General features: G+C 37.8%; 12 protein-coding genes. 5 read left to right on the plus strand and 7 right to left on the minus strand.

The genetic code is table 11. The features are described from left to right. From ACQK2H_RS10795 to ACQK2H_RS10810, 4 genes are read left to right on the plus strand one after another with little or no spacing between them, the layout of a single operon-like run. Complete coding sequence (locus ACQK2H_RS10795) at positions 1–2,607, plus strand: nitrate- and nitrite sensing domain-containing protein (protein ID WP_425391452.1); 2,607 nt, start codon at positions 1–3, stop codon at positions 2,605–2,607. Beyond that, the gene (locus tag ACQK2H_RS10800) at positions 2,604–2,978 is read left to right on the plus strand and encodes a response regulator (RefSeq protein WP_425391453.1); all 375 of its coding nucleotides are present in this window, start codon (positions 2,604–2,606) and stop codon (positions 2,976–2,978) included. Before ACQK2H_RS10795 ends, ACQK2H_RS10800 begins: the two co-directional genes overlap by 4 nt. Next, positions 2,968–3,435: a chemotaxis protein CheX gene (locus ACQK2H_RS10805; protein ID WP_420318919.1), complete on the plus strand. Its 468-nt coding sequence runs from the start codon at positions 2,968–2,970 to the stop codon at positions 3,433–3,435. Before ACQK2H_RS10800 ends, ACQK2H_RS10805 begins: the two co-directional genes overlap by 11 nt. A gap of 5 nt (positions 3,436–3,440) precedes the next feature. Continuing rightward, complete coding sequence (locus ACQK2H_RS10810) at positions 3,441–4,235, plus strand: hypothetical protein (protein WP_425391454.1); 795 nt, start codon at positions 3,441–3,443, stop codon at positions 4,233–4,235. Here ACQK2H_RS10810 and ACQK2H_RS10815 read toward each other — a convergent pair. Beyond that, positions 4,232–5,839: an ABC-F family ATP-binding cassette domain-containing protein gene (locus ACQK2H_RS10815; protein ID WP_425391455.1), complete on the minus strand. Its 1,608-nt coding sequence runs from the start codon at positions 5,837–5,839 to the stop codon at positions 4,232–4,234. The genes ACQK2H_RS10810 and ACQK2H_RS10815 overlap by 4 nt on opposite strands. A gap of 242 nt (positions 5,840–6,081) precedes the next feature. Here ACQK2H_RS10815 and ACQK2H_RS10820 point away from each other — a divergent pair, with 242 nt between their 5' ends. Continuing rightward, a complete protein-coding gene (locus tag ACQK2H_RS10820; RefSeq protein ID WP_425391456.1) occupies positions 6,082–9,510 on the plus strand; it encodes an ATP-binding protein in 3,429 nt (1,142 codons plus the stop codon). Here the strand turns inward: ACQK2H_RS10820 and ACQK2H_RS10825 are convergent. From ACQK2H_RS10825 to ACQK2H_RS10850, 6 genes are all read right to left on the minus strand, one after another. Beyond that, complete coding sequence (locus ACQK2H_RS10825) at positions 9,499–10,146, minus strand: hypothetical protein (RefSeq protein ID WP_425391457.1); 648 nt, start codon at positions 10,144–10,146, stop codon at positions 9,499–9,501. The genes ACQK2H_RS10820 and ACQK2H_RS10825 overlap by 12 nt on opposite strands. Before the next feature lie 35 nt (positions 10,147–10,181). After that, positions 10,182–12,176, minus strand: coding sequence for a hypothetical protein (locus ACQK2H_RS10830; protein WP_425391458.1), 1,995 nt, complete (start codon positions 12,174–12,176; stop codon positions 10,182–10,184). Between the two features lie 6 nt (positions 12,177–12,182). Next, positions 12,183–13,103, minus strand: a complete 921-nt coding sequence (locus ACQK2H_RS10835; RefSeq protein WP_425391459.1) for a matrixin family metalloprotease — start codon at positions 13,101–13,103, stop codon at positions 12,183–12,185. Between the two features lie 233 nt (positions 13,104–13,336). Further along, complete coding sequence (locus ACQK2H_RS10840; RefSeq protein WP_425391460.1) at positions 13,337–13,735, minus strand: DUF1987 domain-containing protein; 399 nt, start codon at positions 13,733–13,735, stop codon at positions 13,337–13,339. 150 nt (positions 13,736–13,885) lie between these two features. Continuing rightward, the gene (locus tag ACQK2H_RS10845) at positions 13,886–14,320 is read right to left on the minus strand and encodes a PAS domain-containing protein (RefSeq protein ID WP_425391461.1); all 435 of its coding nucleotides are present in this window, start codon (positions 14,318–14,320) and stop codon (positions 13,886–13,888) included. 88 nt (positions 14,321–14,408) lie between these two features. Further along, entirely contained in the window at positions 14,409–14,918 is a 510-nt protein-coding gene (locus ACQK2H_RS10850) for a hypothetical protein (protein WP_425391462.1), read from the minus strand. Positions 14,919–14,959: the final 41 nt, after the last annotated feature.

Raw genomic sequence — 14,959 nt, forward strand, 5'->3', positions numbered from 1 at the left:
ATGATTAAAAGATTAACGAATTTACCTATACGCCAAAAATTCGCGGTAATCATTATACCGCTGATAGTAATTATTCTGGCGTTCGATTATTTACAGGTTAGATACCATTATCTGGACTATTCTGATAGTGTACGGCTAAATAAGGCCATCACTGTAGGAATAGAAATCAACCATGTCGTACATGAAATCCAGAAAGAAAGAAGTATTTCCTCAGGTTTCCTGGCCAATGAAGGAGATAATTTCGGAGTTAAGCTGAATAAGCAACGTCAAAAGACTGACAGTACACTCCAGCAATATTATGGCGAATTGTCAAGCGGTGAGCTTGGTGAATTAATGGAGCTTCACCGTACCGATTTAGATCAATTAAATTCTTTCTTTGATAAGCTTACTGCTCTCAGAAAGAATATTGATCAGCATAGAATTAGCTCAGAGGAATCTATAGATCGATTTTCTGAGATAAATAATCAGGCACTCAATACGGTCATTAAACTGATTGATGAGACCAGAGATAAGGAAATTGCACAGCAAATTCATGCAATCATTTATTTCCTAAAGTCAAAAGAGTACGCCAGTATTGAACGGGCGATTGGCACGCAGGCTTTTTCTCACAATCACATAGGTTTTGACCTTTATAATCGATTTACCACTCTTGTTTCAAAGCAGGACTCATATACAGATGCATTTGCAATCATTGCTAATGAAGAATCAATTGCATACTATAATCAAATCGTATCGGGTGATGAAGTACAGGAAGTTGCTCGAATGAGAGAAGTGGTGTTTGCTAATGATACCCTGGCTGAAGATCCGGCCGATTGGTATGAAGCCAGTACTGCCAAAATCAATTTGCTGAAAAAGGTTGAAGACTACATGTCTGACAACATTCAGAAACGAACAGAGGTGATAGCCAGTCAGTCGGTTCGAAACTTCTGGACCTTCCTTATTTTAGATATTACCATTGGCGTAATAGCCTTTTGGTTGATGACGACTATCGTTTCAAACTTGCTACGAAACGTAAGTATCCTGGAAGCTTACACCAGACGAATCTCAGCTGGAGATATGTCTAAAAAAGTGGTGATTCCAACCAAAGATGAATTGGGCCAATATGCCAATACATTTAATAAGATGGTTTATGAGATTAAAAAATCTCATTTTGAACTACGCAAACAACGAGATAAAGCAAAGTTTCTCTACAAGAATATTTATGGTGTTTCACTAGTCGTATTTGAAAACATCGAACAAGGTATCTTCTTGCTTGACAAAGAGTTCAAGATCTCCAAGTTTCACTCCAAGGCAATGAAGGAGATCTTTAATAATGATCGTATTGCAGGCGAGAACTTCACCAATTTCATGAGACCACTTATCCTTCCTCGCGAACTGGAAGCCCTCGAAATGTTCATGAGACATCTTTTCAATGAAGACATGGATGAAGAGGTGGTGAACCAATTAAACCCGATTGATCAGGTTAAAATTCACACCGAGCAAAATGGAATTGTAGCTACTAAATATATTCGAGTAGAGTTTACACGAATTTTCAGAAAGAATAAGATAAACAACATCATGGTTACTGTTTCTGATGAGACAGAATCAGTATTGTTACAACAGCACTTGAGCGAAGCTGAGAAGAAAAAGCAGCAAGAAACAGAAAGAGTGCTTAGTATTCTTAAGATCGATCCTTCGATTTTGAGAGGCTTCCTTCACAACTCGAGGAAAATGCTTAAGAGCATATCTGAACGATACGAGAAGAACGATAATGATGACTATTCTGAGCTGTTGAGCTTCACATTTGATATTATTCACAACCTGAAAGGTAACGCCGTGGTGATCGGAATGGAGCTGATGGCCAATAAATTCCATGAAATTGAGGATGCCATCACAGCCCTACAATCGAAAGATGTAAGGGGCAAGGATTTCTTGGCTATCCTTTATGAAGTAGATGAGGCAGATCGAATGATAGCCGAAATTGCAGAGATGCTTTATAAGATCATCAATATCTATAAAAAATTCCCTGCAGAAGGTGATTCCGTTTCTAATATCATGGTAATTGATTCACTTGAAAGAGGAGCGGAGTTGATTGCAAAAGAGGTTGGTAAGACCGTCAATCTTACGTTTGATAACCTTGAAAATGTGGTGCTACCTGAAACCTATATTAATCCATTTAAGGATATGATGATCCAGTTAATAAGGAATTCAGTGGTTCATGGAGTAGAGGCACCAAGTGTTCGTATGAATGAGGGGAAAAATGTAACAGGAGAATTATTGATAGAGCTATCAAAACAAGATAGTGAAGTATTCATCAGGTATATAGATGATGGCAGAGGTTTAGATCTTGAGCAGATCAAGATCAAGGCAGTAGAGCATGGTGTGGTTACAGAAACTGAATTGAAAAAGATGGAGGATTATGAGATTCAAAATCTAATTTTCCATGAGGGTTTTTCAACAGCTGATAAATCTGACACACATGCAGGTAGAGGACAGGGGATGCACTTGGTGAAATCAATCATTGATGAACATAAAGGTGCATTTGAAATCAACTCTGTTCCAGGAAAGTCATTTGAAATGATCATCAAACTTCCGATTCTTAATAAAGAAAACGATATTGAAGAATGAAGAAGAAGTTACTAATAGTAGATGATTCTTCAGTGATGCGACGGACCATTGAGAAAAATCTAGAGAATTACGATTTGGAAATCATTGGTCAGGCCGCTAATGGAATTGAAGCTGTGCAGATGGTGATGGACAAAAAGCCAGACGTTGTAACATTAGATATAACTATGCCTGAAATGGATGGTATAGCCTGTCTGGAGGAGATCATGAAAATCAATCCGGAGACGAAGGTGATGATCATTACTGCACTGGCAGATAAGCTTACAGGGCTAATTGCTTTGGATAAGGGTGCTCGCGGATTTATGTATAAACCTGTAAATGCTGATGACCTTTCAAAAGCATTTGACAAACTATTGAAGCGGGATGGAGAGTAGAAAAGAAGAATTTGAAGCAACCTGCAACTTGTTCATTAATTCAGTGAGCAACTATTTCAAGCACTTGACTGAGATAGATTCTGATATGAAGGTTCCTTACCTTAAAGAATCAGAAGGTCTTGTACTGAAGGATTTTACCGGAATGATTGGTATCTCTGGTAGCAGACAGGGTTTTGTGTATATCTCTGCTAATAGAGAGATGTTTGCGGACCTTATAAACATGTTTATTGGCATTGAGGATCCAAGTGAAGAAGATATACTGGATATGGCTGGTGAAATCTCCAATGTTGTTGCCGGTAATGTGAGAGCCAACCTAGGTGCCAATTTTATGATATCAGTTCCTACTGTCTTTGAAGGCATGCCCGAGGAACTTCATATTCCTGAAAACGTTTCTATGTATGTTATTCCAATAAAGTGGAACAACCATGAGGCGTTTGTAGTATTAGGATTAGATTAATGATGATGGGCGATACAGGAAATAATGGTAATGAGTCTAACTGGATCATAAATATTGATCGCATTGAGGATAGCACTCGACGCAACTATTTCTCTGTGTTACCTGAAGAGAAGAAGCTTATGGAGCACTTTTCAGGTGCTTTTGTCATTAATAAACCTAAGGGAAGAGTAGGTGGAGATGGATTTTGGCTCCATAGCCACGGAGATGATGTGTATCTGGCTCTATTTACATGCATCGGAGAGGGTCATTTGGCCAGCATGATGACCAGGATATACATGAACGCACTGAAAAAAATGGTTGATGGCTATTCCATTGATTTTACTGGATCTATTCTACAGTTTTTACACAGAGAAGTAAGGGCTCGATTTAAGGATAAGAACAACATCCTTCTCAATACTAATGCAAATGTGGGTATTGTGAAGCTGAATAATAAGACCAAGGAGATGGAATTTGCGGGTGCCAACATGAATCTTCTTCAGGTTTCGCCAAAAGGTGTAAAAATCATTAAAGGGGAGGAAAGTCAGGTTGGAGAAACAGGTGAACACAGAGCCAGTTACACCTCGATTACACTTGAAGACACCAAAGAATCTAAATTCTATCTCTGCAGTTCAGGGGTTTATAACCTTATCGGAGGCCCTGAATTTAAGAAGTTAAGTATGACTCAGCTCGGTGACTACTTACTGGAAAACCGAAAGCACGACATGGCTGGTCAGAAAGCATTGGTGGATCAATACCTTACAGCCTGGACAGGTGTCAATCGGCAAAATGATGACATCATGGTCATAGGATTTAAATCCTAAACCTTCTCAGCTACCATTCTTTTCTTTTCCAAATATTCGTCATAGGTACTTAGGGTATCTAAATATCCGTCAGGCCTTAGTTCTAATATTCTATTAGCAACTGTTTGGGTAAATGTATGGTCATGAGAGGTAAACAATATTGTACCCGGAAACTCCTTCAGGGAGTTATTCAATGCTGTAATTGATTCCAGATCAAGGTGATTGGTTGGCTCATCGAGAATAAGAAGATTTGCTCCTTGTAGCATCATTCTCGAAATCATGCAACGTACTTTTTCACCCCCGGACAGTACCGTGCACTTTTTGAGTGTCTCCTGTCCTGAGAAAAGCATTTTGCCTAGAAACCCTCTAATGTAGACTTCATCCTTTTCTTCTTCCTTAGAATACTGGCGCAACCAATCAATCAGGTTTTCATCTGAATTAAAATACTCTGAATTATCATTTGGCAAATAAGCATGGGTGATGGTTTGACCAAACTTAAATGTTCCGGAAGTTGCTTGTTTTTCACCCATAAGGATTTGAAAAAATGTAGTGACGGCCAAGCTGTCATCAGCCACTACAGCAATTTTATCCCCTTTATTGACAAACAGATCAACGTCTTTAAACAAATTCTCACCGTCAAGTTCTTTAGTAAGTCCCTTGGTTTCAAGTATTTGATCACCAGCCGGACGATTTTGGTTAAAGATGATGGCTGGATATTTTCTATTGGATGGCTGAATATCCTCGACATTGATTTTATCCAGAAGTTTCTTTCGGCTAGTTGCCTGTTTAGATTTAGATGCATTAGCGCTAAATCTCGCAATAAACTCTTGCAATTCTTTCTTTTTCTCTTCTGCCTTCTTGTTGGCGGATGCACGCTGACTCAGCGCTAGCTGGCTCGATTCATACCAAAAGGTATAGTTCCCTGTGTACAACTTTATCTGACCGAAATCAATGTCTGCGATGTGTGTGCACACGGTATCTAAAAAGTGACGATCGTGAGATACCACTATGAGTGTGTTGTTAAACTCAAGTAGATGATCTTCCAGCCATGAGATTGTCTGAATGTCCAGGTCGTTAGTGGGCTCATCCAGAATGAGGATGTCCGGATTTCCAAAAAGTGCCTGCGCCAGCAAGACTCGCACCTTTTCAGATCCATTTAAATCTTTAAGTGGTTTATAGTGGTCAGCTTCTGAAATTCCCAATCCACTTAATAGGGCAGCAGCATCAGATTCTGCGTTCCAGCCATCCATGTCAGCAAATTTGGCCTCTAACTCAGAAGCTCTATTTCCATCTTCTTCGCTGAAATCAGGTTTTGCATAAATCGCATCCTTTTCTTTCATGATATCCCACAATTCCCTATGGCCCATCATGACTGTGTCCAAAGCAGGCACTTCATCATACTCGTTATGATTTTGCTTCAAAACAGCCAAACGTTTTCCCGGCTCAATCTTTACAGATCCCGAATTTGGTGTGATTTCTCCTGAAAGAATCTTTAAGAATGTAGACTTCCCGGCACCATTAGCCCCAATGATACCGTAGCAATTGCCAGGGGTGAAGTTCATATTCACATCATCGAATAGAACTCGTTTTCCGTATTGTAGTGAAATATTCTCAGTTGAAATCATCCGCCTTCTTATTTAAGCCGCGAAGTTAGAAATAATTATTCCCTAACAGAAGTATTCTTATTAATTGATTGAGTGATAATTATTTAATAACTTATAAAACGATTATTCCATTAAGAATATATCTATGTCGTAAGATTGAATTCGTCCATCGAATGAACTGTGAGTGAGGGATTTAGATGGCTTATTTTGCATCCGATTGATCAGCTAAGGAACTAGAATACTCGCTGTGTACTGACCATAGGATGAATAAGAGCACCACAGCTTTCAAAGAGCTCAACTTTAAGAAGTTATTACTTAGAATATGTTTGGCATTTGCCATTGGCGTATTAGCAGTTTTGACTATCATTTACATCTCAAATAAACAAGTTGAGAAGTTTGCTGCATACAACTCTAAATTGGATGTTGTTCTAAATAACTGCTATAAGCAGCGAACATTAAGCCAATTTCTTACTAAGAATGCACTCTTGCTTCAGGATGACATCCAGGATCAAGAGCTGATTATCAAAAAGCTAGATTCGGCTCTACTGTTATTTAATAAGAATCATAATGCGCTGGCTTCATCCAATCGTGATTTAAAACAAAGTGTGGATCTGGATCTGAATACCGTGGATAGCTTATACAATAGGCTAGCTCCAATAATATCTGCTTTAATAAGAAGTAGCTACGGAATTCAGGAAGCTAACAACATTGCAAATTTCAAAGCAAAAATGCTTGAACATGAGCAATCGTTTCTTCCACTAATGACTGCTCTGACAGATGAGTATCATGTATTATTGAATTATGTAGACCATCAACTGGAAAATACGATATCTAAACAATATTGGCTGCTAGGGTTAGTGGTAGTTTGTGCTGCATCTTTAGTATTTCTATTTACATCGCAATTGGTTAGGATAAAAATCAAGCAGAATAGAGCCAGTTTTGAGGACTTGGTCGCCTCAAAGGATCGTTATGAAAGCCTAATCAATGGCACTCAGGAGATTGTTTACGAACTAAATAAAAAGGGTCAGTACACCTACGTAAATCCAGCATTCAGCAAATTAACCGGCTATAGTCTGGAAGAAGCGAATAAACGTACATGGCTTGAGCATATTCCAACCCAACAAAGGGAGGAGATAGTGAGCTATTTCGGTGACCTTATCAAACGAAAAGAATCAGCATGTTATCGGGAATTTCCGGTTATTATTTCTTCAGGAGAGGAGCGTTGGATTGCTCAAAGTTCAGACTTTAGCTATAGCCCTGAAGGTGAGCTAATAAAAATTTACAACATTGCGAGAGACATAACGGATGAACGCAAATCGTCCGTTAAAGAAGAAAAATATAAAGAGGGTTTAAGGTTACTCAATGATCTGAATGCTAAGTCTGAAATGTCCATTCAGGATCGACTGAAAGATGGGTTAAAGCTTTGTCTGGATTTTCTTGGCCTGGAAGTAGGGATTGTAAGTAAGATCTGGATGGATGAATATCAGATAGAGGCATTCTACCCAGAAAGTTCCGGTCTAAGCAAAAATCAAAAATTCAAACTTGGTGACACCTATTGTGATATAACACTTGCCCAAAAAGGAAAAGTACTTAGTATAGACGATATGTCTGTGTCTCAGCACATGGGTCATCCTTGCTTTGAAAATTTTAAACTCCAGTCTTACATTGGTTCTGCTTATCGTGTGGATGGAAAAGTGGCAGGTACGGTCAATTTTACTAGTGTGGAACCAAGGAAAGAACCGTTTACAGCATATGAAATTGACTTTATTTCATTAGTAGGTAAGTGGGTAGGATCATTGATGGAGCTGCAGGATAGTCAGGCTAAACTTATTCAAGAACAAAACCTGCTCAAGACATTTGTAGCAAGTGCACCGGCAGCCATGGCCATGTTTGATAAGCACATGAATTACATATCTGCAAGTGAACGATGGAAGAAGGATCAGAATATCAAAGGAGATATCATAGGTAAGTCTCATTACAGAGTATTTCCTGAGATACCCACCAAATGGAAGAAGCTACACAAGCGTGCATTGAGTGGCGAAGTAATCAAGCCGGGCATTGAAAAGTTTGAGCGAGCGGATGGCAGTATTCAATGGCTAAAGGGAGAAATCCATCCTTGGTATACAAGTAAGGATAAGGTAGGAGGGATCATCATATTTATCAATGACCTGACGGAAATGAAACGGCAGGAACAAGAGTTAAGAAAAGCTAAAGAAGAAGCGGAGGCAGCAGGAAAAATCAAAGAACAGTTCCTGTCAACCATGAGTCATGAGATAAGAACTCCTTTAAATGCCATTATCGGCACTACTCACTTATTAGAGCTGGAGCACCCCGAATTGACCGACAGCAACCGGCTGAAGATGTTGAAGTTTGGTAGTAACAATCTTCTAACACTCATCAATGATATCCTTGATTTTCAGAAAATTGCGGCGGGTCATCTTGAGATAGTGGAGAGTGACGTTAATTTCAAAGAATTATGTGAGAATGTCATCAATACCTGGAAAGCAGTTCCAAATGAAAATGAAGTTGAGTTAAAGCTAAACTTTTCTGATAAACTTAATTTCAATTATCGGTGTGATGAAATTCGACTGACTCAGGTGCTTAATAACCTATTGAGTAATGCATTGAAATTTACCAATGAGGGATCAGTAGAATTAACAGTAAAACCGACCAAGAATAAAGGCATTCTTTTCAGTGTCAAGGATACAGGTATTGGAATTCCTGAAGACAAGCTAGAAACTATTTTTGAGAGCTTTAAGCAAATCAACAGCCAGGAAGCACTAAGAAAAGGAGGAACGGGCTTAGGTCTTTCGATATCCAAAAGACTAGTAGAAATGATGGGGGGTGAGCTTAATGCAAAATCAAAGATAGGAAAGGGAGCCACCTTTTACTTTGAGCTTTCACTAATTAAATCTTCGGCAGCAATCACTGATAAAAATGATGTGATTCCTAAAGATGTATCAATTCCCATCCATGTTTTGTTAGTTGAAGACAATTTAGCCAATCAGGAGATTGCCAAGAGCTTTCTTACAAGGTGGGGTGTACAAGTAGAGCTCGCCAACAATGGACAAGAGGCTGTAGAGAAAATTGAATCAAAGGCCTTTGATCTGATGCTCATTGATGTGCGAATGCCTGTGATGGACGGCTATGAAGCTACCAGGAGAATCCGAAATAAGAGAAACAAATACTTCAAGGATTTACCAATAATAGCACTTACTGCCAGCACGCTTTCTGAGTCTAAAAGCAAAATGAAAGAATGTGGTATGAATGAGATCGTTTCCAAACCGTTTGACCCTGCTGATCTTTATGAAAAAGTAAGCCGACTAAGCAAAAGAAAGATGGATCCAGTGTCCGAAGTACAGCAAGAAGAAAATCCAGATTTTATATTCCTTAATGAGGTACTAGGTGGTGATCAGCAAAAGATCATTGAAATAGCGAATATGACAGTGGAATCCATCGAAAGAGATGTGAAGGGTAGTCAGGAAGCTTTTGAGCTTAAGGATAGAAATAAGGCACATGACCATTTACATAAAATGAAATCTAACCTGGCCCATCTGGATTTAAAAGAAATATCAGATCGCGTGCCCGATCATAAAGCAGAGCACTTTTGGGATGAACTTGATAGTTATCTTGTAGAAGTGAGAGGTAGTATAAGCGAGGTAAAAGAAAACTTGAATCGTTTAGTTGACTAGAGAAACGGACACTTCGTTCAATTGGTCAGCAATTATATCATAAGTTGTAATCTGACTTAAGTCACCCCGTAATGTGTCCGATCCTACAATAAAAATAGGGAAAAGGAAATACTGACCGGCTTTAAGACTTGAGAAAAGTGCTTTACCGAATTGGTTGGTTTGTAGGGAGTCGATAAAACCACCATTTTCCCCGTAATCTTTCATAAATGTGGAGTCATTATATAGCATTACTCCTGCTTCTTTGATCGGCGAACCATCATTGGAAAGGACTGTCACCAGTATCCGTGTTTCATCGCTAATAGTAAGTGTGATAGCTGTATCTATTACATTATTTCCCTGGAAATTGTCAATTACAATTTTAGAAGTATAATTTACTTCACCAACTTTCTCAAATGTTAATTGGTATTTCCCATTGCCTTTCAGGGCTCCAAATTCAAACTTGTTACCAATTTGCTCATTCTGATAATTAATGGGAAGCCACGGTTCTTCCAATGCTTCTAACTTTGTTTTAATGGTTGCATCATCAGAGATTACTTTTTCAGTCAAAATATCTGAGTAAGAAATTTCACCCTTGATCACATGTGTATCCAATACATTGTCTGATTCAATGCACTCTTCACTGCAACTATACGACATGATAATAAGTAAAATTAAAGCAAGTCTTTTCATGGTTACTTAGTTAAATTTTTGAGCACTGTAGGTATAAGGCTTACACCCAGGTTTAGACTGAAATACCCTGAAACTTCAGTTTCTTTCCTTAATGCATCTGCTATATTGAGGGTTATAGGATCTAAGCGATTGATGTCTACCTTTTCAAGCTGACTGATTTTCACACCTCCTGCCAAATGAATTGATCGCTTTGGTTCGAAACCTAATCCAAGATAGACATCATCAAAGACATTCTTTTGAGCATAGTCAAGACCAAAGTCTAAATGAATTGTTTCCATTATTCCCCAAAAACCTTCAGGATCAATAGCAGTATCTTGATTTTTAATTAAATAGGTTGAGAATGTTAAAATGGGCCTGAAAGAAGAATTGGTATTCTTTTCTTCAATCAATCGCAATTGAGAAGAAGATCCAATAGGTTCAGTACGGTAATTGTAGGTTATACGATTAGAATAGACAATGCCGGTATTAAGAGAAAATCGGTATAGCCTGTGAACAGCAGGTAAGACATCTTTAGCCAATGTTTCACTCTGATACTTGATGGTAAAATTTTCTTTTTTTAGATCTCCCTTTTCTACTTTTTGCTCAAAAGAATCTGTGGTATATTGATTTCTTTTTATATCAAGTGTTACTTCCCTAAGTGGCTTGAACGGGGTAGGGTATTTTAGAATATAGTCTATGTAGCGAGGTTCTATTTCAATTGTTTTTATCAATGTATAAAGGTTTTTGATTTTGTCTGAATCAAATCCTACTGGTAGTTCATGCCGTTCACTTAAAAACACAAATCCATCTGAAAAGGGCATTTTACCTAGTACCGATGAGAAATCGAATCCTAGATCGGCTTCTTGTAGTCCTTGAAAGTTAGAAGGTGATTCAATGGTAACCTCTTCAGAAAGTTCAGATGATAGTTCAATCGTAAATGGGTCTGATTTTAATACGTCTGGAGTAAGGTTGAAAATGTGAAGGTATAACTGGGAAGCAGTGTTTAGTTGTGGTAAGTCTGGTGTCCATCTGCCTAATGAAATACGGGTTTTGTTCGAATTATCAATCTTCTTTTCATACGCGTTATATGATATTTCATGTATGTTTTCGTCAAATACAATAAGTGTTCCCTGATGTAGAAAATGGATTGATGGCATTGCGCCGGTTCCAATCGATTCTGCTAGCGCTTTCTTTAAATCAGATTTTGACTTGTTTATTTCCTTCTTCTTATCAATAATTTTCTTGTCGTGATCTTTTTTTGTTTGCAACACATCTTTGTTCTGATCTAAAAGCTGTTCTTCCAGCATCTTTATTTCCTCACTAATTTTTTTTAGTTCTTCAATTGGGCAACATTTTTCCTTTTCTTTAGGCAGGCTAGACCGATGTTCCCTTAGAAGTTCGAGTTGTTTCTTTGTGAATGAGATTTCTGTCAGCAACTCCTGAAAGCTTTCATTGTATTCTTCTTTCATTTTTTGATTATTAAGGGCGGAAAGCTCCGCTTCTTTGGTAGCAATTGAGTTCAGTCGCTCTACGATATCATCATAATCTATAGCGCTAACGCGATTTAGAAACATATCCAGGGAATGTTGTTGGAGTACGAAAGCATTTATAACTGTACCCATTCGAATATTTAACCGTATCCAGTTGGCCAAGCTGTCATTAACCCTGATTAATAGGTAGTCTATCAATTCAGCGTCATCACCTCTGTCGCCAACCTGAATGATAGATTCAGCCATATATCCCTGACGATAAATAAACGATTCAGTATTATGAGGCTCAAAAGTATTGTTGGATTTATATAAGTGATCGTTTCGATTCTGATGTAGGATAAAGTAATTATCAGTTTCATCCTGGGTAACACCTTCAATCATAAATCGAACGGTGTATGCACCATCAGCTTTATTAAACCCATCATTCTTTATAATTCTACCTTCCTTATCGAAGACTACAAGGCGCTCCTGTGCAAATACAGATAAGCAGATCATAATGCTAAGTATGCTTACAGTAAATCGTTTCATATTCAATTAATTATAGATTAGTCGGGAACCCTTGATGTCTTTTTCTGTAAATGCCAGATTTAAATCTCCAAATCCACCACACGGGTAATGCATAACAGACACTTTATCATAGCTTGTCAGTGGATCAAATGTAGTGTCGTCTTCTCTTGGGCAGTCAATAGGAGCTTCCGCTCGAATATGTTCGTGCCTAAATCCAAGGATGTGACCTATTTCATGCCGTAAAACACCAACTTTATCTGCACGAGTTGTATAATAGCTAGGGTCAATTCTTACTTTCCATCTATACTTTGAATAGTGAGGAAAAAATGCTGCAGCGACAAATTTTCCACCAGAGTTATAATGTCTTATCGTAAATGTTACATCAGGATGCTGTTGAGACGGTCTGAGTTGATCATCAAGATAACTTAGATGTTTGAAAGCAACTTTTTCTGGTAAAATATCCGACCAGTTCCTAGTTGCTTCTGCCATGTAACGGACAACACTTTTATATTCATTTTCTGAGGGAAACGAAGATCTAACAACTGCGTAAGTCAACTGATCAGCATTAGGCATTTTGTTAATTTTACCATCAGGCAGTACATCAATGACCAATTTTTCATATTGAGTAGTGTCATTAAAGTAGGTAGAATAATAGTCCACCATTTCATCCATGTCCAGCAACAAATCTCCCTGAACAATAAAGAATATTTCCTGATCAATGATAACCGTGTCATACCTGTTAATGAACCGATCAAACCCGATGCTTTGATCAAAATAGACCTTATTTGAATCATCAAATTCAATTAATGAATCCTGATAAAATTCGTTTTGCTTGTCAAGGTTTGCCGATGAATTTAGATAAACCAGATCAGAGGCCTTATCTTTTTTTTCCTGAGCGCACGCATGGCACAAAATCGCTAGCGTGAATGTTATAAGAAATGTTTTCATAAAAATTGGGCTTAATGATACGGTAATGTAATACCGTTAATTGAATAAATTCAATACCTATGTAGGGGTATATTGCGGAACTACTCCGAAAAAATTCAACTTATCAAAAATTTGATTGTAGGATATGCCCAGTTCTAATCCTAAAAGAATTATTGCTTCACTTGCTTGTAAATTGCCTCAGATGGAAAGAGGTATGGATAATTAACTGAAATTAAGAATAGGATTGCCTGCTTCTATGCACTTTTCTCGTACTGATCTTTCGGATGATACTCAATGAATTTGAATGGTAGATCGAGCAAATCACTGTAGTCTTCACCAGCCTCTAGCATATCCTCATCGTCTTCATCGTAATACCAGCGGACAATTACTTCCTTGCCTTTCATTTCCAATGCCTTTATTTCTTTCATCAAATCATAGATGCACTTTGATGAACTTGTATTGAAGTACTCCATTTTAATTCGGATGTCAACTTTAGGAGTAGCCATTTTATTTGCAAGCGCATTGCGAATAGGCTCATAAAATTGAATGGAGTTTTCAGGACTGGATCTTCCATACATTTTGAAGACCCCTCTGCTTGGGTCTAGTAAAACTGCTGGTGTGTTTCTTGTTGGTTGTAATTTGATTGGCTCCATTTAGTATCTTCTTCCTCTTATAAAAAGAATAAATATTTGAGTTAGTTCCATACGCTTTTAGGTGAGCGGTGGAAATTGCTCGATTAGTTTTTGCTCATAGCAAATTAATCACAATTGATCTTGAAAAAGGTATGTTTTTTAAACACAAAATCAAGACTCAATGATGTTTGTGACATTCTTATAGGTACAAAAAACACGCTTAATGGTACCATCTGAATTTTTAATTGGATGTGCATTTACTTCTAACCAGACTTTGTCGTTGAGAAGCGGTCTTGATACACCCATAATGACGCCCAGTTTTGGTTTGTAGTTGGTGATCACATCTATAATAGGGAAATCATACGTTTCAAATTTAGAACCATCCCTATGTGTGATTTTCCAATATGGATCCATAGCAGAGTTTCCCATAAACTGTTCCTTTGATAGTCCCAATAATTCATAAGCAGACTTATTGCATGCAACAGGAGTTGCATTGGCGTTGTAAACGCCAACCCCCAGATCTAAATCTTTGATTAGTTTATGGAATACCTCTTCATTCTCTGAAAAGGCTTTATTTAACTCATCTATGTCGAGGTGGGCACTCATATTTAAATCTAAGTGATCATATTAAAGATAATTAGATCACTTTACAAATTATACGGTAGCCGATTAAGAATGATATGTTTGAAAAGTGCTAGTCTAGCTTCAGATGGTGAATGTGCTCATCAATCAAATCAATTCGCTCAGTAATGTGACTCACATATTTATCTAATTCCTTTTCCAACTTTTCAATTTCTTTGGCAAACTTTGAACTGCTGCGATCATAGGATTCACCAATTTCAGTGAACTTATCGCATTCTTCTTTTAGAAATGTTTTAAAGTTTGGTGTAGTATACTTTGTTTCTACCGTAAGTATTTCCTTAAGCGTGGCTTCTGCTTCTTTATCGTTTTTGTCTTCGTATTTTTCACTTACGATTCGATATAAGACTGTATCATAGTGATGGATTTTGTCGAGCAACCCTATCGTCTTATCCCTATATACTTCTGAGGTACAATAGTATTTGATGCCTGAATAATTGCTTAAGTCTACTGCTTGCTTGTCCCACTTTTTAGTAAGGTCATCAACAATTTTAACAATATCCTGATCTTGTGCCAGGGACATAAAGCAGATCAAGGTCAACGTAAATGATGTCACAAATTTCATAGGTTAGATTTATTGGTATACTTCTAAGCTATTCGCTCACA

The sequence above is a fragment of the Ekhidna sp. genome (assembly GCF_965228795.1).
Taxonomy (GTDB): Bacteria; Bacteroidota; Bacteroidia; order Cytophagales; family Cyclobacteriaceae; genus Ekhidna.